Source organism: Marilutibacter maris (genome assembly GCF_006546735.2).
Lineage (GTDB): Bacteria > Pseudomonadota > Gammaproteobacteria > Xanthomonadales > Xanthomonadaceae > Marilutibacter > Marilutibacter maris.
On sequence record NZ_VICD02000180.1, the window covers coordinates 1 to 18,641 of the forward strand.

Below are 18,641 nucleotides of genomic sequence, written 5' to 3' on the forward strand. Positions count from 1 at the left end.
GTCGACGAGCTCGGCCAGCACGACGACCATGCCGCGCTGCTGGCCTCGGCCATCGTCGAGCAGCCGCCGGTGCTGGCGCGCGACGGCGGCGTGTTCGCCGAGGGCCACGATGCCGAGCTGGACGAGCTGCGGCGGCTGTCGGAGAACGCCGACCAGTTCCTGGTCGACCTGGAGACCCGCGAGCGCGAGGCCACCGGCATTCCGACCCTGAAGGTCGGCTACAACCGCGTGCACGGCTACTACCTGGAGATCAGCAAGGCGCAGGCCGGCAAGGCGCCGACCCAATACACCCGTCGCCAGACCCTGACCAACGCCGAGCGCTACATCACCGAGGAGCTGAAGACGTTCGAGGACAAGGTGCTGTCGGCGCGCGAACGCGCCCTCGCCCGCGAACGCCTGCTCTACGAGCAATTGCTGGACGCGCTCAACGAGCGCCTGCCGCAGCTGAAGACCTGCGCCGCCGCGCTGTCGGAACTGGACGTGCTGGCCGGACTGGCCGAACGCGCGCAGGCGCTGGACTGGTCGCGCCCGGAACTGACCGACGAGCCGAAGCTGTGCATCGAGCGCGGCCGCCACCCGGTGGTCGAGGCGGTGCGCGAGGACCCGTTCGAGCCCAACGACCTGATCCTCGACGACAGCGCCGACGGCAACGGTCGCAGGATGCTGGTGATCACCGGTCCCAACATGGGCGGCAAGAGCACCTACATGCGGCAGAACGCGCTGATCGTGCTGCTCGCGCACATCGGCAGCTTCGTGCCGGCGGCGCGCGCGCAGATCGGTCCGATCGACCGCATCCTGACCCGCATCGGCGCCGGCGACGACCTCGCCCGCGGCCAGTCGACCTTCATGGTCGAGATGAGCGAGACCAGCTACATCCTCCACCACGCGACCGATCGCTCGCTGGTGCTGATGGACGAGATCGGCCGCGGCACCTCGACCTACGACGGCCTCGCCCTGGCCGAGGCCTGCGCGCGCCACCTGGCCGCGAACAACCGCGCCTGGACCCTGTTCGCGACCCACTACTTCGAGCTGACCGCGCTGGCCGAGGACAACGGCATCGCCAACGTGCACCTGGACGCGGTCGAGCATCACGACAAGGTCCATGGCGACCGCCTGGTGTTCATGCACGCGGTCAAGGACGGCCCGGCCAATCGCAGCTTCGGCCTGCAGGTCGCGGCGCTGGCCGGACTGCCGAGAGCGGTCGTGCAGCAGGCCAAGGCGCGCCTGGCCGAGCTGGAGCAGCGCGGCCACGACGCGCCGACGCCGGCGCCGATGGTGCCCGACACCCTCGACGCGCCACGCCAGGCCAGTCTGTTCTCGGCGCCGTCGGCGGCGATGGAGGCACTGGCCGGGCTTGACCCGGACGAACTGACGCCCAAGCAGGCGCTGGAAGCGCTGTACCGGCTCAAGCAGCTGCAGCGCGAGTAGTCCCCTTCACGATGCAGAGCAAAGGACGCCGGCCATGAAGATGCAGACCCTGATCGCGGTGCGCGATGTCGCCGCCAGCAGCGCCTGGTACCGCACCCTGCTGGACTGCCGCAGCGGCCACGGCGGCGACCACTACGAACAGCTGCTCGCCCACGGCGAGGACGAGTTCTTCATGCAGTTGCACGCCTGGGGCGAACACGGCCACGCCAACCTCGGCGATCCCGACGCCGCCGCGCACGGCTACGGCACCCTGCTGTGGTTCCGGGTCGACGACTTCGATGCCGCGGTGGCCCGGGCGCGGCAGCTGCGGGCCGAGATCATCGAACCGCCGCAGGTGAACCCGCGCGCGAACCACCGCGAGTGCTGGTTGCGCGATCCCGACGGCTACGTGGTGGTGCTGGCCAGCCGCTACGGCGAGCTCGGCGACAGCGCCTAGGCGCCCTCGCCCGTCGCACCGGCACCGGTTGCGTGGGCGGCGTCGAAACGGCGGGTCTGGCGGCTGGGATCGAACGGCCCGATCCGCTCGCGGCCGTCGAAGCGGTATTCGGCGAACTGGCCGTCGGCGCGCACGTAGTGCAGGAACAGTTGCACCCAGTAGCGGCCGTCGAAACGCCCGCGCCAGTGCGGCAGATCGGCGCCGCGATAGGCCAGCATGTCGCCCGGCCCCAGCGGCAGTTCGAGGTCCTCGCCCTCGGACTGGATCCCCAGCGTCCACGGACACGCGGCGTCGAAGCCCAGGGTCAACGAGGTGCTGATCTCGCACGACGGCCGGTCGAGATGGCGCGGCAGTTCGGCACCGGGCATGTAGACGCGCAGATACGAGTAGCACGGATGCAGTGGGCCGTCGGCGACCCGCTCCATCAGCGGCAGCAGGCGCAGCAGCAGGCACTCGCCGAGGGTGTCGGCGTAGCGTCCCTGCGAACCGAGGCTGTCCTCGCGGGTGTAGTAGCCGGGCACGCCGGTCTGCATCACCGCGTAGTTGGCGCACAACTCGGCCTCGGCCGGCGCCAGCACCCCGCGCAGCACGCTGAAGCCGCGATCGCGGAAGTGCCCGGCGCACTGGCCGAGTAGATCGGAAGGCGCGGCGGCGAGCGTTTGGGACGTACTCATGGACGGGCAGGCGGGTGAGGACGGAGCCTCAATGGTAACCGCAGCGCCCCGATGCCGGCCCCCGATGTCCGCCCCCACGATTTCGTCATCGGTCACGGCGCATGATGGGTCGCCCGATGGCCCGGTCCCGCACGGTCGGGGCGACTGTTGCAATCAATAGCAAAAACCTATTGATTCATACAGAACATTCGATTTCAGAAATCAATAGCACGGGCGTACCGTGATCCGGTGGCCCCGCGATCGGCAACGGCGGAACGCGGCCGGCCCCGTCAATGGTCCGTGCCGGCGCCACCGACGCCGTTGCGTCGCCGCGCTCCCCCGCGGCCGGTCCGGACCGCACCACAGCCAGCCAGCGCAAGCAGCCCAAGGAGAGTGCCGATGTCCAGCAACGAAACAAAATGCCCCTTCCACGCCACCGCCGGCGGCGGCACCCAGAACCAGGACTGGTGGCCCAAGCGGCTGCGCCTGGACCTGCTCAACCAGCACTCGTCCCGCTCCAACCCGCTGGACGGCGACTTCGACTACGCCAGCGCCTTCAACAGCCTCGACTATGCGGCGCTGAAGCAGGACCTGGCCGCCCTGATGACCGACTCGCAGGACTGGTGGCCGGCCGACTTCGGCCACTACGGTGGCCTGATGATCCGCATGGCCTGGCACAGCGCCGGCACCTACCGCATCGGCGACGGTCGTGGCGGCGGCGGCCGCGGCCAGCAGCGCTTCGCCCCGCTCAACAGCTGGCCCGACAACGTCAGCCTGGACAAGGCGCGCCGGCTGCTGTGGCCGATCAAGCAGAAGTACGGCCAGAAGATCTCCTGGGCCGACCTGATGATCCTCGCCGGCAACGTCGCGCTGGAGACGATGGGCTTTGAGACCTTCGGCTTCGGCGGCGGCCGCGAGGACACCTGGGAGCCCGACCAGGACGTCTACTGGGGCAACGAGACCACCTGGCTCGGCGACGAGCGCTACAGCGGCAAGCGCGATCTCGAGAACCCGCTGGCGGCGGTGCAGATGGGCCTGATCTACGTCAATCCCGAAGGCCCCAACGGCAACCCCGACCCGCTCGCCGCGGCCAAGGACATCCGCGACACCTTCGGCCGCATGGCGATGGACGATGAGGAGACCGTGGCCCTGATCGCCGGCGGCCACAGCTTCGGCAAGACCCACGGCGCCGGCCCGGCCGACAATGTCGGCACCGAGCCCGAGGGCGCGGGCCTGGAGGAACAGGGCCTGGGCTGGCACAACCGCTTCGGCAGCGGCAAGGGCGCCGACGCGATCACCAGCGGCCTGGAGGTGACCTGGTCGAAGACCCCGACCCAATGGGGCAACAGCTTCTTCGAGATCCTGTTCGGCCATGAGTGGGAGCTGTCCAAGAGCCCGGCCGGTGCCCACCAGTGGGTCGCCAAGGACGCGGAAGCCTCGATCCCGCACGCGTTCGACGCGTCGAAGAAGATCCTGCCGACGATGCTGACCACCGACCTGTCGCTGCGCTTCGATCCGGCCTACGAGAAGATCTCGCGCCGCTTCCTGGAGCACCCTGACCAGTTCGCCGACGCCTTCGCCCGCGCCTGGTTCAAGCTCACCCACCGCGACATGGGGCCGCGCGCGCGCTACCTCGGTCCGGAAGTCCCGGACGAGGCGCTGATCTGGCAGGACCCGGTGCCGGCCGCCGACTACCCGGCGATCGATGCCGGCGACATCGCCGCGCTGAAGAAGAAGCTCCTGGCCTCCGGGCTGACGGTATCCGAACTGGTGGCCACCGCCTGGGCCTCGGCCTCGACCTTCCGCGGCGGCGACAAGCGCGGCGGCGCCAATGGCGCGCGCATCCGCCTGGCCCCGCAGAAGGACTGGGACGCCAACCAGCCCGCGCAACTGGCGAAGGTGCTCAAGACGCTGGAGGGCATCCAGTCCGACTTCAACGGCGCCCAGTCCGACGGCAAGCGGGTCTCGCTCGCCGACCTGATCGTGCTCGGCGGCTGCGCCGCGGTCGAGAAGGCGGCGGCCGATGCCGGCGTGTCGATCCAGGTGCCGTTCTCGCCGGGGCGTACCGACGCCTCCCAGGAGCAGACCGACGTCGACTCGTTCGCGCCGCTGGAGCCGGTCGCCGACGGCTTCCGCAACTACAGCCAGGGTGCGTTCTCGATCCCGGCCGAGCATCTGCTGATCGACCGCGCGCAGTTGCTGACCCTGACCGCGCCGGAAATGACCGCCCTGGTCGGCGGCCTGCGCGTGCTCGGCGGCAACCACGGCGGTTCCGGCCACGGCGTGTTCACCGAGCGTCCGGGTGTGCTGAGCAACGACTTCTTCCGCAACCTGCTCGACATGGGCACCGAGTGGAAGCCGACCTCGAAGGCCGCCGAGACCTTCGAGGGTCGCGACCGCAACAGCGGCAAGGCGAAGTGGACCGGCACCCGGGTCGACCTGGTGTTCGGCTCCAACTCGGTGCTGCGCGCACTGGCCGAGGTCTACGCCAGCACCGACGGTCAGGACAAGTTCGTCAAGGACTTCGTCGCCGCCTGGAACAAGGTGATGAACCTGGACCGCTTCGACCTGGCCTGAGCGAACGGCTCCCGGCCCCAATGAAGAAGCCCGGCGCAAGCCGGGCTTCTTCGTTCGTGGCGGCGGGGTTCAGGCCGCCTGCGCGGCCGGCACCGTCGCCGCGGCGTCCAGCGCCTGCGCCAGATCGCTCCACAGGTCGTCGACGTGTTCGATGCCGACCGACAGCCGCAGCAGGCCATCGGTGATGCCATTGGCGGCCTTGTCGGCCGCACCGACGACGCGGTGGGTCAGCCCCGAGGGATGCTGGATCAGGGTGTCGACCGAGCCCAGGCTGACCGCCGGTGTCATCAACCGCACCGCGCGCATCACCGCCGCCGCGGCGTCATGGCCGCCGGCCAGTTCGAAGGCCATCAGCGATCCCGGCCCGGCCATCTGGCTGCCGACCAGGTGCGCGTTGCGGACCGTGCCCAGCCCCGGATGGAACACCCGCGCGACCCGCGGATGCGCGGCCAGCCGCTCGGCGAGCGTCTGCGCGTTGGCCTGCGCGCGCTCGACCCGCAGCGACAACGTCGGCAGGCCACGGTGCAGCAGGTAGGCGGCCAGCGGATGCAGCAGCCCGCCGGTCGCCGCGCGCACCGTGCGCAGCGGTTGCGCCAGTGCGTCCTCGCAGCAGACCACGCCGGCGATCACGTCGCCGTGGCCGCCGAGGAACTTGGTCGCGCTGTGCAACACGTAGCGTGCGCCCAGCGCCAGCGGGTTCTGCAGCACCGGAGTGGCGAAGGTCGAATCGACCAGTACCGGCACGCTGCCGGCGGCGGCCACCACGGCGCGGATGTCGACCAGGTCGACGGTCGGGTTGGCCGGGGTCTCGACGATGACCAGGGCGGTATCGGGACGGATCGAGGCGGCGATGCGGTCGGCGGTGACGAACTCGGCCTCCAGCCCGCACAGGCCGCTGGCCAGCAGGTGGTCGGAGGTCCCGTACAGCGGCCGTACCACCAGCACATGGCCGCCATGCGCGCGTCGCGCCATCAGCACCGCGGTCAGCGCCGCCATGCCGGAACCGAAGGCCACGCAGGCCTCGCTGCCTTCCAGGCGCGCCAGCGCGCTCTCGGTCCGCGCCACGGTCGGATTGTGCAGGCGCGCATAGATCGGATTGGCCGCACTGGCCTCGCCGGCGACCAGGGCATCGAAGCTGGCGGTGCCGGCCTCGAGATCGGCGACCGGATAGGTGGTCGACAGATCGATCGGCGGCGCGTGCACACAGGCCTCGCGCAGGCCATCGCGGCCGGCATGGACAAGACGGGTTTCGAGTCGGGTCACCGCAGGCTCCTGATCGGAATATTCGCCGATGCTAGAAGATCATGCGATCCCTGATTTATGATCCGAAGGATATTTCATATAAAGGCGCAATTCCGATGCTTGACCGAATCGACGTCGCCCTGCTGCGGCTGTTGCGGAAGAATGCGCGGCTGCCGAACAAGACCCTGGCCGAAAAGACCGGGGTCGCCCCCTCGACCGCGCTGGAGCGGATCCGTCGCCTGCACGAGTCGCGCACGATCCAGGGCTACCACGCCGAGGTCGCCCCGGCGGCGATCGGGATCGGTCTGCAGGCGATGGTCGCGGTGCGGCTGGCGCGCCATTCGCGGCCGATGGTCGACGGCTTCCTGGACCACCTGCAGGGGCTGCGCGAAGTGCTGGCGTTCTACCACCTGGCCGGCGCCGACGACTTCCTCGTCCATGTCGGCGTGCGCGACAGCGCGCACCTGCGCGAGTTCGCGCTGACCGCGTTCACCGAGCGCGAGGAGGTCGCGCATATCCAGACCCACCTGATCTTCGACTTCCACCGCAACACCGAATTGCCCGTCTACCTGCAGTCGCCCGATCTGCAGTCGCCCGGCTGAGCCCCTCCACCGTCTGCAAACATCTCTCGGCTAGGATGGCCGTTTCCACAGATCGCGGGACCCGTCATGACCACACCTCTCGTCCAGGACCTGTTCGCCCAGTTGCAGGGCCGTCCCGCCGCCGAAATGGCGCAGTCGCTGGGCATCCCGGCGGCGCAGACCGAATCGGCGATTTCCGCCGCCCTGCCCCTGCTGGTCGGCGCGATGGGACGCAACGCCAGCCAGCCTCAGGGCGCGCAAGCCCTGCTTGGGGCGCTGCAACGCGACCATTCCGGCAACGACCTGGCCGGCGTGCTCGGCGCGGTCCTCGGCGGCGGCGGCCAGGGCGGCGGCATCCTCGACCACCTGCTTGGCGGCCAGCAACGCAACGCCACCAACGGCCTGGGCGCGGCGACCGGGCTGGACAACGACCGCGCCGGCGCCCTGCTGAAGATGCTGGCGCCGATCGTGATGGCCTATCTGGCGCGGCGGGTGTTCTCGTCCGAACCGGCTCCGGCCGGCACCCGTGCGCTGACCCCGCAGTCGCTGGGCGACGTGCTCGGCCAGGAAGGCCGCGACATGCGCCAGGCCGGCGGCATGCAGGGCGGCCTGCTCGGCGCGGTGCTCGACCAGGACGGCGACGGCGACCTGGACATGGGCGACCTGATGCGCCTGGGCGGCTCGCTGCTGGGCGGCGGCCGCTGAGCCGCGGCCGCGCCTAGGTCGCGTCGATATCGCCCAGGGCGCGGATCAACCGGCGAGCCCGCTTGTCGGGCTTGCTGGACGGCGGCCGGTAACCGGTACGCGCGGCGGCGCGCAGGGCGCGCTGCCGTTCGCGCGCCTCGCGCGAGGCCGCGTCCTCCCGATACAGGGTGCGTGCGACCGTGGCCGGCCCGCGCTGGTCGCTGAGCGCCAGCACCTCGACCACGAACGCCTCCTCGCCGCGCTCGATCTTCAGCCGGTCGCCCTCGCGCAAGGTGCGCGAGGCCTTGGCGCGCTGGCCGCCGACCTCGATCCGACCGTGCTCGATGGCGTGTTTGGCCAGACTGCGGGTCTTGAAGAAGCGCGCGGCCCACAACCACAGGTCCAGGCGCACGCCGGCAACGGCCTCGACGGCCTGGGCCGGATTGGAACGGGCGTTGCGGGTCATGGCGTCAGTCTAGCGCGCGGCGCGCATGCGGGCGGGGCGTCGGAAACGCAAACGGCCGCCCGGAGGCGGCCGTCGCGGAGCATCCCGGAGGATGCGGCGGATCAGTCGGCGGACTTGGCGTAGGCCGACAGATCTTCCTTGATGCGGGCCTTCTTGCCTTCCAGGCCGCGCAGGTAGTACAGCTTGCCGGCGCGGACCTTGCCGCGGCGCTTGACCTGGACCGAATCGATGATCGCACTGTGGCTCTGGAACACGCGCTCGACGCCGTAACCGTGCGAGATCTTGCGGACGGTGAACGAGGAGTTCAGGCCGGCGTTCTTGATCGCGATGACCACGCCTTCGTAGGCCTGGACGCGCTCGCGGTTGCCTTCCTTCACCTTGACGTTGACGACGACGGTGTCGCCGGGGCTGAACTGGGGCAGCTTGCGCTGGACCTGTTCGGCTTCGAATTCCTGCAGGAGCGTATTGAGGGTCATGGTCGTAGCCTGGTTGATGTCGCTTTTCTAGGCCGTCCGGTCGGGCCGGAAGGCACGTTGTTGCGCGAGTGCACGTGGACCCGCGTCATGGCATGGGTGGAGCTAAGCCGCGCATTATAGCGGCCTTTCCGCCGCAGATGCTAGCGGTCGCTGCCGGGATCCGTCGGCGGCAAGGGCTGCGCGCCCTCGTCGCTGGCCCGCCATTCATCCAGCAGCCGGCGATCGGCCGGCGACAGCGCCGCCTCGTCGATCAGGTCAGGACGTCGCAGCCAGGTCCGGCCCAGCGACTGCATCCGCCGCCAACGCGCGATATGGGCGTGATTGCCGGACATCAGCACCTCCGGCACCCCGCCCAGCTCGTGCTCGACCGGACGGGTGTAATGCGGGCAATCCAGCAGGCCGTCGGCCTCGAAGCTGTCCTGGGCCGCGGATTCGGCATCGTTGAGCGCGCCGTCCTGCAGCCGCGCGACCGCGTCGACCACCACCGCCGCGGCCAGCTCGCCGCCGGACAGCACGTAGTCGCCGATCGACAGTTCCTCGTCGACCTCGGCCCGGATCAGGCGCTCGTCGACGCCCTCGTAGCGGCCGCACAGCAGGATCAGCCGATCCATCGCCGCCAGCTCGCGGACCTTCGCCTGGGTCAGCGGCGCGCCCTGCGGGCTCATGTAGATCACCCGCGCCGGCGTCGGCGCGGCGGCGCGCGCGGCACGGATCGCCGCCCGCAACGGGTCGATCAGCATCACCATGCCCGGACCGCCGCCGAACGGGCGGTCGTCGACCCGCCGGTAGTTGCCCTCGGCGTAGTCGCGCGGGTTCCAGCCGTGCAGCGACAGCAGCCCACGCTCGCCGGCCCGGCCGGTGACGCCGAAGGCGGCGCACTGGTCGATGAATTCCGGAAACAGGCTGACGACGTCGATGCGCATGGAGGGTCCAGGAAGCGGGGCCGGATCGAGACCGGCAGGATACGGCCTTGGCGGCCGCGGCCGGCGGACTAGAAATCCGGGTCCCAGTCGACCGTGACCACGCCATTGTCAAAGTCGACGGCGGTCACGTACTGCGGCTGCACGAAGGGAATCATCCGCTCGCGCTCGTCGTCGCGGGCGACCAGCACGTCGTTGGCGCCGGTCGAGAACAGGTGCGAGACCGTGCCCAGCGCCACCCCGTCGGTGGTGACCACGCGCAGGCCTTCCAGGTCGACCCAGTAGTACTCGCCGGGCGCGGGCGGCGGCAGCACCTCGCGCGGCACGTGGATCTCGGTGCCGCGCAGCGCCTCGGCGGCGTCGCGGTCGGTAACCTCGGGCAGGTGACCGATCAGGTACTTGCCGCTTTCACGTCCCTTCGCCCCGCGCAGCTCGCGCTCGCCGCCGGCGGGATCGACCAGGATCCACGGCTGGTAGCGGAAGATCGCCGCGCGCGGCTCGGTCCAGGATTCGAATTTCAGTTCGCCACGCAGACCAAAGGCGCCAAGCACCCTGCCCAACAGGATGCGGCGCCCTTGCTCGCTCATCTGTGGCGTTTCGGCCGCTGGCCGCGCGTCGACGCGACCGCAGACGATCAGGCCGAAGCCGCTGCCGGCGCGTCGGCCGACTTCACCGCGTCCTTGTACAGCACGGCGACCTTGTCGGTCAGCTGCGCGCCGTTGTCGACCCAGTGCTTGACGCGCTCGGTGTTGAGCTCGACGCGCTTCTCGCCGCCGGTCGCGACCGGGTTGTAGTAACCCACGCGCTCGATGTTGCGGCCGTCGCGGGCGTTGCGGCTGTCGGTGACGATGATGTGGTAGAAGGGACGCTTCTTGGCGCCACCACGTGCCAGACGGATCTTGACCATTGCTTGCTTTCCTGTGTTGCCCAGCCGCCGGAATGGCGGGGTAAGCCGGCAATTGTAGCCGCTTGGCGGCATCGGTGGAAGTCCGGGCAGGGCCCGCCCCGATCTGCCCCCCTGCCCGCTCGCCCCGGAACCGGGCCCCTCGCAGGGCCCGGCCGCCCGGTCGGGCACCCGCCGCAGCGGGCCCCCTGGCCGAGCGCACGCTCAGGGCGTGACCGTCAGCCTCACCGGCACGCTCGACACCGGCATGCCCGGGTCGTTGCTGGCGAAACAGGCGCGGGCATCGTACTGCCCCGGTGCCAGCCCGGCCGCGTTCAGGTTGAGCGCGACCGACTGCTGCTGACCGGCATCGACCTGCCCGGCCGACGGCGCCGCCGAACTCATCCACGCCGCGCCGCAGTTGCTGGCGGCGTTGACCTCGAAGGCCATGCCCGGGTTGCTCGGCGAAGTTGCCCTCCAGACTCCGCCCAGCTCCGGCGAGATCACCACCTGGGCCTGGCTGCCGACGCCCTGGGCCGACTGGTACCACGCCCAGCGATTGGCGAACGGGATGTCGAAGCGCACGTGCAACCAGTAGGTGCCCGGCGGCAGCACCACGTTCTCGCCCGCCAGGGTCGGATCGAACTGCACCCAGCGGTCGCTGAAGCCCAGCCCCGGGGTGCCCGGCGTCGCCGTGTAGCTCCACAGCGCGGTATCCGGCGCCAGGTTCGGGTAGCCGGCCGGCTTGCCGCCGTCGTCGGCGTAGATCGCCCAGGTCACGCTGCTGGCGATGCTCATCGGATCGGCGTCGCTGGCGCCGACCACGAAGCCGCGCGCGGCCAGGAAGTCGATCGTGCCGGTTTCGTTCATCACGAAGTCGTCGGCGGTGTAGGTGCCGGTGCCCAGATCGGTGAAGTAGGCGCTGCGGGTGCCCGAGCCGATCGAACCGTTGCTGGACGCGAACACCACCGCGCTGATCGAGCCGCTGGCCTGGTAGTTCCAGTCCAGCACGCCGCCACCGACGTTGGCGATGTCGACCGAGGCCTGGCCGCTGCCGCCGGCCGGCAGGCTGACCTCGATGGCGTCGGACGGATCCAGCGACGCCTGCGGCGCCGGCACCGAAACCGCGACCGGCAGATGCAGCGGGGCGACGTGCGGCGAGGACGTGTTCGGTTCCAGCACCACCGTGCCGAAGCGCCAGCCGCCGTCGGCCGGCAGGCTGGCGGCGTCGACGCTCACCGTCAGGGTCACCTCGCCGCCGCCCCTGACCTTGAAGCTGGCCGGCGAGACCGCGCCCGGCAGCCCTTCCAGTCGCGCGTTCCACTTCACGTTCGGACGCCGCACGCTGCGCAGGGTGCGGGTGAACACGCAGGTGTCGATGCAACGGCCCTCGGCCATGCTCGCCAGGTTCAGGCTGCTGGTGTCGCCGCCCTCGGCCGGGTTGGCGGCCTGGTAGTTGGCGGTGCTTTCGTCCATCACTAGGGCCGCGCGCGCCGCGGCCGGCACGTCGACGCGGCCGCTGCCCATCGCGAACGGATCGGCCGGAGTCACGCCATCCTCGATCAATACGCCGGTGTCGGCGGTCATCATCAGCGCCGACTTGACCTGGGCCGGGGTCCAGGTCGGGTGCAACTGCTTGAGCAGGCCGGCCGCGCCGGCCACGTGCGGCGCCGCCATCGAGGTGCCGTTCTTCAGACCCACCAGTTCCTCGAAGCCCTCGATGGTGTCGCCGGCGTCGACCGCCAGCACCGCCACGCCCGGCGCGGTGACGTCGGGCTTGACCAGCTCGTAGTTGGCCGGCCCGCGCGAACTGAAGTCGCCGAGTACGTCGGGGGTATTGGCCACCTGCACCGCCGGATAGCCGATCGCCGCGGTCGCCGACACGCCGGTGGCGAAATCGCGCACCGCATCGCCGTCGGACTGGGTGATCGCGAATGCCGGGATCGTGGTCCCGGGCACCGACGGGATCAGCCCACCGGCGGCATTGTTGGCGATCACTACCGCGATCGCGCCGGCCGCGGTCGCATTGTTGGTCTTGATCGAGAACGAACAGCCGCCGCGACGGACGAAAGCGATCGCGCCCTGGAAGGTGCCGCCCGGATAGGCCGCGCAGCCATCGCTGCCGCTGTCGAAGTCGGGCGCGACCACGAACGCGGTGGTGCCGGCGATCGCCGCGGAGTGCTCGACGCCGTTGCTGCCCGGGGTCAGCACCACCGACTGCAGCGGATCCGGCGGCGTGCCGGGACCGGTCATGCTGAGCAGGAACTCATAGCCCTGGCGGCCGTGGGTCGCCGCCGCAACCGTGGTCACCCACGGCTCGTGATGGCCGAGGGTGGCCGGACCGGGACCGGAGTTGCCGGCCGACGCGGAGACGAACACGCCGGCATCGGAGGCGCCGAGGAAGGCCTGCGACACCGCCTCGCTCCACGGGCTGCTGCCGCCGCCGATCGAGAAGTTGATGACGTCGACACCGTCGGCGACCGCCTGGTCGACGGCCGCGGCCGAAGACACGTTCGGACACAGTCCGCGACCGTCGCTGATATTGGTGTAACAGACGTCGTAGGCAATGATGTTGCCGCGCGGGGCGACACCGGAGATATGGACCTGGGCGCCGCGGAACTCGACCGTGCGCGGGTTGCCGGCGGCGGTCGAGGCGGTGTGCGAGCCATGGCCGCTGGTGTCGCCGAAACCGGGCTCCTCGCGGATGCCGGCCACGCCGCAGCGATTGCCCGGCGCCTCGCAGACGAAGTCGTAGCCGCCGATCAGCTTGTCATTGCAACGTCCCTCGTCGACACCGCCCGGCGCGCAGGTGCCCAGGTAGTTGCCCGAGCCCAGCGGATTGACGTGCTGGTAGCCGTCGCTGGCGACCGCGCTGAACGACGGGCTGCCGAAATTGATGCCCGAATCGATGATGCCGAACACGATGCCCTCGCCGCGGGCACCGGCCGACAGCGGCGAACCGTCCATCAACTGACCCGGCGGCAGGCCGCTGCCCTGGTTCCAGACGGTGTCGGCGCCGATCCGCTGCGGGCCGGCATCGGTCTCGATCTCGTACTCGCGGTAGGGCTCGACGAAGGCGACATCGCTCATGTTGGCCAGCGCCGCGGCCTCGCGGTCGCTCAGCTCGGTGACCACCGCATTGAGCGCATGCTGCATGCGCTGGCGGACCTTGAGCGGGCGCCCCAGCACGCGCGCCGCGCGCGCCTCGTGGGCGACCTGGCGACGGCCGAGATCGGCCACGTAGGCACGCGCCTCGGCGCTGGCGACATCGACCCGGCCGCCCTTGCGGGCCGGCTTGGCCAGCCCGGACCGGTCGCCCTGGTAACTCGCCAGGGCCGGCTCGGCATAGCCGACGATGTAGATCTCCTTCGGCCCCTGCTCCTGTTCGGCCAGCCCCGGCGGGGTCCCGCCTCCGGCGCCTCCCGGCATCGATTGCGCCGAAGCGCCAGACACCGCCACGACCAGCGCCGTGCCGAGCACGACCCCGAATCCTGAATCGAAGTACTTCATGGAAATCCCCTCAAGTGGCAAACGGACGGTCGGACGCGCGCGGAACTCCGCGCGCCCTGCGGGACTGCGAACTTGCCGCTTCTCCCCTGTCTGTTCGCCCATGCGCCGGTCTGCCGGCCGGCGCGGGGCATTGCGCCGAAGCACGCGCAACGATGCCGAATGTAGCCTCTGCCGGACAGCACCGGCAACCGTCGGTCGGTCAGCTACCGAAAGGAAACATAACTACCTGAGGTCACCTGCGTGCCAGCGGCCGTGATCGAAGCATGGAACCTGCTTCCAGCGTCGCTTCATCAACAGAAAAACGGCGCTAAGTCGCCGGCACTGCGGTCTGCCATGGCACATGCCATGAGGCTACGGCGCTACACCGCGCCGCAGTTCGACCAGCCCAGCATCATCAGCCCCACACGAATATCCCCAGGACGCCCGCGACCAGGAGAGCGGCAACGAGGTCCCCCGCCCCTCCCTTCCTGACCCCCAGCAAGGCCGCCAGGATCACGATCGACTGTTGGACCTGCAGTGCTCTTCTGATGAAGAAATCTGCCGCCAAATGGCCCTGGGAAATATATCCCTGCACTGTCGAGAGATGGAAATACCGTCCGAACACTGCCCAGGAGACGGCCAGCAAAAGCGCCATCGATGCGATGAGCCCTGCAAGCTTGCCGAAACTTGATCGCCGCGAGTCGATCCAGGACACAAGACGGAGCACGGCATAGTTGGACAAAACCAGATACGCGGGCAGCAGTCCCAGTATCAAAGCGAAGGGGCGCCCACCGATTTCTCCGGCGGTTGGCCACACCGCAAGCGAGTAGGCAACCGCCGCCGAGGCTGTTGCCAGCCACCAGCAGCGCGCACTGTTAAAACGGCACTCCATTGGCATGCATCCCTGATAATCGATGCAGGATCCTAGCCGAGTCCGGATCGGGGCATGCCTCGACTTTTCGTAGCAGTACCGTCCTTGCCCAGCCGGTCAAGACCACGCTGGCCCTAACTCGCGGCCCGGCCGCCCTGGCGCTTCGTGTATCTGCTCCGCGGGCGTGGCGGGTCCGCTTCGCCTTTCGCGCAGACCCTATGCATCCCTAAGCGTGACGTCTCACTCTCGAACGGGAGCGCCTCAACCGAACGGCATGCCGCCGCGGCCGCCCATCATTCCGCGCATGCCGCGCATCATGCCCTTCATGCCGCCGCGGCCGAGCTTGCCCATCATCTTTTCCATCTGCTGATACTGCTTCATCAGCTTGTTGACCTCGGCCGGGGTGACGCCGGCACCGGCGGCGATGCGCTTGCGGCGCGAGCCGTTGAGCAGGGCCGGGTTGCGGCGCTCCTTCAGCGTCATCGAATTGATGATCGCGATCAGCCGCGGCACTTCCTTGCCGGTGACCTGGTTCTTGACGTGGTCGGGAATCTTGCCGACGCCCGGCAGCTTGTCCATCAGTCCCGACAGGCCGCCCATGTTCTGCATCTGCTCGAGCTGCTCGCGCATGTCGTTGAGATCGAAGCGCTTGCCCTTGGCGACCTTCTCGGCCAGCTTGCGCGCCTTGTCCTGGTCGACCTGCTGTTCGACCTGCTCGACCAGCGACAGCACGTCGCCCATGTCGAGGATGCGGCTGGCGATGCGGTCGGGATGGAACACGTCCAGGCCGTCGGGCTTCTCGCCGACGCCGATGAACTTGATCGGCCGCCCGGTGATGTAGCGCACGCTCAGCGCGGCGCCGCCGCGGGCGTCGCCGTCGGTCTTGGTCAGCACCACGCCGGTCAGCGGCAGCGCCTCGCTGAAATGCTTGGCGGTGACCGCGGCGTCCTGGCCGGTCATCGAGTCGACCACGAACAGGGTCTCGACCGGATCGACCGCGGCGTGCAGGGCCTTGATCTCGGCCATCATCGCGTCGTCGATGCTGGTGCGGCCGGCGGTATCGACCAGCAGCACGTCGACGTAGGACTTCTTCGCGTCCTCGATCGCCGCGCGCACGATCGCCTCGGGCTTCTGTTCGGCGCTGGACGGGAAGAACTGCACGCCGACCTGTTCGGCCAGGGTCTTGAGCTGCTCGATCGCGGCCGGCCGGTAGACGTCGGCCGACACCACCATCACCTTCTTCTTGCGGCGCTCCTTCAGGTGCTTGGCGAGCTTGCCGACGGTGGTGGTCTTGCCGGCGCCCTGCAGGCCGGCCATCAGGATCACCGCCGGCGGCGAGGTGTTGAGGTCCAGGTCGGCCGCGGCCGAGCCCATCACCGTGGTCATCTCGTCGCGCACGACCTTGATCAGAGCCTGGCCCGGGGTCAGCGACTTGAGCACCTCCTGACCGACCGCGCGCACCTTGATGCGCTCGATCAGCGCCTGCACCACCGGCAGGGCGACGTCGGCCTCCAGCAGGGCGATGCGCACCTCGCGCAACGACTCGCGGATGTTCTCCTCGGTCAGGCGGCCACGGCCGCGCAGGCGCTCGATGGTGCCGGACAGGCGCTGGGTCAGGGATTCGAACATCGCGGAACAGCCAAATCGGAAGATGGGCGCGGATTATAGCCTCCCGCCGACGCCGGCCCACGCGGCCACCGCCCGCATGCCGGCAACGGCGCCCGGGAATGCGACCCCGGGACGCTTACTGACGCCGCACGCGTGTGCGACACTGCGTCGATGACAATCGTTCTCATCGCCGTCGCCGCCTACCTCGCCGCTGCCATCTGGCTGGCGGCCGACCTCGGCCGCGACCGCGCGCCCGGCCTGCGTCCATGGTGGTGGCTGGCGTTGGGCGGGTTCCTGCTGCACGGTGGACGCCACCTGATCGCCTGGCAGCACAGCGGCGCCGCCGACCTGCACCTGTTCGCCGCGCTGTCCCTGGTCGGACTGGGAATGGCCGCGCTGACCACGCTGTTCGGCGCACGCGGCCGGATGGCGGCACTGGGCGTGGTCGTGTTCCCGATCGCCGCCGCGACCCTGCTGGCGTTCGCCCTGCACACGCCGCGGACGCCGGAGGCGCTGGACTGGCGCCTGCAGCTGCACGCCTGGCTGGCCCTGCTCGCCTACGCCACGCTGGCGATCGCGGCCCTGCTCGCGGTGATGCTGTGGCTGCAGGAGCGGGCGCTGCGCCGTCACCGCATCCACGGCTGGTTACGCGCCCTGCCGCCGCTGGTCGAACTGGAGACCCTGTTGTTCCGCAGCATCACCGTCGGCTTCGTCCTGCTCAGCGCGACCCTGCTGACCGGGATGCTGTTCGTCGAGAACCTGCTGGCCCAGCACCTGGTCCACAAGACCGTGCTCAGCGTGCTGTCCTGGCTGGTGTTCGGCGGCCTGCTGGTCGGGCGCTGGCGCCGCGGCTGGCGCGGCGCCAAGGCGGTGCACTGGACCCTGGTGGCGATGGCCCTGCTGGTGCTGGCCTTCTTCGGCAGCAAAGCGGTGCTGGAACTGGTCCTGAACCGGGCCGCCTGAGCGCGGCCGACGCCGCGCCGCGACCCGCTCCCCTCCGACCGCGCGCTTCCCCGATCGTGTCCTTCGGCCGGCAACCGGCTGAACGGGCTCTGTTTCCTGTGCAATATTTGCATTGACAAATATTGCACGGGCTATCACTATGCGCCCCATGAACGCACAACCGCCTTCGCTCGCTTGCACCGGGTCCAGTCTCGGCCTGCTGTTCCGCCAGGTCCGCGATGCGATGTGGGCCCGCATGGCCGACGAACTGGCCCAGGCCGGCCACGACCTGACCTTCAGCCAGTACATCACCCTCAAGAAGCTTTCCGAGGGGCCCCGGGGGGCGACCGAGCTGGCCCGCGCCGCCGAGCTCAACCCCGGCGCGATGACCCGCCTGGTCGACAAGCTGCAGGCGCGTGGCTTCGTCGAACGGGTCACCGACCCCGACGACCGCCGCGCCCTGACCGTGCAACTGACCGGGCTCGGCCAGCGCATGTGGCTGGACATCAACGAGTGCGGCCGGCGGGTGCGCGAACGCGCGCTCGACGGCATGAGCGACGACGAGCGCGACCAGCTGCTGTCGCTGCTGGCGCGGGTCCGCGACAACCTTTCCTTTCCCGGCAACTGATCGATGGCTCCCTCCCCCGCCCCCCGGCGTCCGCTGCGGACGCCCCCGCTCAAGTCCCTGTCCGCCGCCGCCCTGCTCGGCGCCCTGCTGGTCGCCGCCGGCTGCGCAAGTACCGGCGGGCTGACCCCGGCCGGCACCGCGCTGGAAGCCGATGCGCTGGCCAGCGGCCGCACGTTCGAGGCATTCGCCGGCTCCGCCGCCGGATTTCCCGAGCTGCACTGGTGGAGCGCGTTCGGCGATCCGCAGCTGGATGCGCTGATCGACGAGGCCCTGGCCGGCAACCCGGGCCTGGACACCGCCAATGCGCGGCTGCGCCAGGCCGGCGCCCGCGCCGGCCTGGCCGATGCCCAGCGCAGGCCCACCGTCGGCGCCGGCGCGCAGTATTCCGGGCTGAGGATCCCTTCCACCGTCGCCCCCGAGCCGCTCGGCGGCGAGTACAGCGGGGTCGAGCTGATCGATCTGAGCTTCAACCACAGCTTCGACTTCTGGGGCGGCAAGCGCGCCCAGTGGCAGGCCGCGATCGGCCAGGTCCGCGCCGCCGAGGCCGACCTGCAGGCGGCGCGATTGATGTTGTCGGCCAACGTCGCCCGCACCTATGTCGGGCTGGCCCAGGCCTTCGATGCCCTCGATGTCGCCGAGGCCGAGCGCGAACGCGCCGAGCGCCTGCTCGAACTGGGCGAACAGCGCGTCGCCGCCGGACTCGACAACCGCATGCAGCTGCGCCGCGCCGAGAGTGCGGTCGCCGCCGCCGACGAAC

Annotated in this window: 18 protein-coding genes; 8 read left to right on the plus strand and 10 right to left on the minus strand. The window is 70.0% G+C overall.

What is annotated here, in order from left to right; translation table 11 throughout:
- Positions 1–1,428, plus strand: a 1,428-nt coding sequence (gene mutS, locus FKV24_RS10820) for a DNA mismatch repair protein MutS (RefSeq protein ID WP_141482391.1), incomplete at its 5' end; no start/stop codon positions are given.
- Positions 1,429–1,462: 34 nt separating this feature from the next.
- Complete coding sequence (locus FKV24_RS10825; protein WP_111266823.1) at positions 1,463–1,864, plus strand: VOC family protein; 402 nt, start codon at positions 1,463–1,465, stop codon at positions 1,862–1,864.
- On the opposite strand, the gene FKV24_RS10830 is transcribed toward FKV24_RS10825, so the two are convergent.
- Positions 1,861–2,538: a hypothetical protein gene (locus FKV24_RS10830; RefSeq protein WP_141482392.1), complete on the minus strand. Its 678-nt coding sequence runs from the start codon at positions 2,536–2,538 to the stop codon at positions 1,861–1,863. The two genes, FKV24_RS10825 and FKV24_RS10830, sit on opposite strands and share 4 nt — an antisense overlap.
- Before the next feature lie 378 nt (positions 2,539–2,916).
- On the opposite strand from FKV24_RS10830, the gene katG reads away from it, so the two are divergent.
- Entirely contained in the window at positions 2,917–5,094 is a 2,178-nt protein-coding gene (gene katG, locus FKV24_RS10835; protein WP_141482393.1) for a catalase/peroxidase HPI, read from the plus strand.
- A 69-nt stretch (positions 5,095–5,163) separates the two neighbouring features.
- On the opposite strand, the gene FKV24_RS10840 is transcribed toward katG, so the two are convergent.
- The gene (locus tag FKV24_RS10840) at positions 5,164–6,357 is read right to left on the minus strand and encodes a trans-sulfuration enzyme family protein (protein WP_141482394.1); all 1,194 of its coding nucleotides are present in this window, start codon (positions 6,355–6,357) and stop codon (positions 5,164–5,166) included.
- Positions 6,358–6,452: 95 nt separating this feature from the next.
- On the opposite strand from FKV24_RS10840, the gene FKV24_RS10845 reads away from it, so the two are divergent.
- Entirely contained in the window at positions 6,453–6,938 is a 486-nt protein-coding gene (locus tag FKV24_RS10845) for an Lrp/AsnC family transcriptional regulator (protein WP_141482395.1), read from the plus strand.
- Positions 6,939–7,004: 66 nt separating this feature from the next.
- Positions 7,005–7,622, plus strand: coding sequence for a DUF937 domain-containing protein (locus FKV24_RS10850; RefSeq protein ID WP_111266828.1), 618 nt, complete (start codon positions 7,005–7,007; stop codon positions 7,620–7,622).
- Positions 7,623–7,635: 13 nt separating this feature from the next.
- Here the strand turns inward: FKV24_RS10850 and FKV24_RS10855 are convergent, their stop codons facing one another.
- The 8 genes from FKV24_RS10855 to ffh form a co-directional block, all read right to left on the minus strand.
- Entirely contained in the window at positions 7,636–8,067 is a 432-nt protein-coding gene (locus tag FKV24_RS10855) for an RNA-binding S4 domain-containing protein (RefSeq protein WP_141482396.1), read from the minus strand.
- A 101-nt stretch (positions 8,068–8,168) separates the two neighbouring features.
- Positions 8,169–8,543, minus strand: coding sequence for a 50S ribosomal protein L19 (rplS, locus tag FKV24_RS10860; RefSeq protein ID WP_141482397.1), 375 nt, complete (start codon positions 8,541–8,543; stop codon positions 8,169–8,171).
- A gap of 140 nt (positions 8,544–8,683) precedes the next feature.
- Complete coding sequence (gene trmD, locus FKV24_RS10865) at positions 8,684–9,466, minus strand: tRNA (guanosine(37)-N1)-methyltransferase TrmD (protein ID WP_141482398.1); 783 nt, start codon at positions 9,464–9,466, stop codon at positions 8,684–8,686.
- A gap of 68 nt (positions 9,467–9,534) precedes the next feature.
- Positions 9,535–10,050: a ribosome maturation factor RimM gene (gene rimM, locus FKV24_RS10870; protein WP_141482399.1), complete on the minus strand. Its 516-nt coding sequence runs from the start codon at positions 10,048–10,050 to the stop codon at positions 9,535–9,537.
- Between the two features lie 47 nt (positions 10,051–10,097).
- The gene (gene rpsP, locus FKV24_RS10875; protein ID WP_111266833.1) at positions 10,098–10,370 is read right to left on the minus strand and encodes a 30S ribosomal protein S16; all 273 of its coding nucleotides are present in this window, start codon (positions 10,368–10,370) and stop codon (positions 10,098–10,100) included.
- Positions 10,371–10,571: 201 nt separating this feature from the next.
- Positions 10,572–13,856: a S8 family serine peptidase gene (locus tag FKV24_RS20050; RefSeq protein ID WP_170288279.1), complete on the minus strand. Its 3,285-nt coding sequence runs from the start codon at positions 13,854–13,856 to the stop codon at positions 10,572–10,574.
- Between the two features lie 394 nt (positions 13,857–14,250).
- A complete protein-coding gene (locus tag FKV24_RS10885; RefSeq protein WP_141482401.1) occupies positions 14,251–14,727 on the minus strand; it encodes a hypothetical protein in 477 nt (158 codons plus the stop codon).
- 240 nt (positions 14,728–14,967) lie between these two features.
- Complete coding sequence (gene ffh, locus FKV24_RS10890; RefSeq protein ID WP_141482402.1) at positions 14,968–16,335, minus strand: signal recognition particle protein; 1,368 nt, start codon at positions 16,333–16,335, stop codon at positions 14,968–14,970.
- Positions 16,336–16,485: 150 nt separating this feature from the next.
- Here ffh and FKV24_RS10895 point away from each other — a divergent pair, with 150 nt between their 5' ends.
- The 3 genes from FKV24_RS10895 to FKV24_RS10905 all read left to right on the plus strand — a co-directional run.
- Positions 16,486–17,277, plus strand: a complete 792-nt coding sequence (locus FKV24_RS10895; protein ID WP_141482403.1) for a cytochrome C assembly family protein — start codon at positions 16,486–16,488, stop codon at positions 17,275–17,277.
- A 148-nt stretch (positions 17,278–17,425) separates the two neighbouring features.
- Entirely contained in the window at positions 17,426–17,884 is a 459-nt protein-coding gene (locus FKV24_RS10900) for a MarR family winged helix-turn-helix transcriptional regulator (protein WP_223250107.1), read from the plus strand.
- A gap of 3 nt (positions 17,885–17,887) precedes the next feature.
- On the plus strand, positions 17,888–18,641 hold a 754-nt coding region (locus FKV24_RS10905), incomplete at its 3' end, for a TolC family protein (protein WP_170288280.1).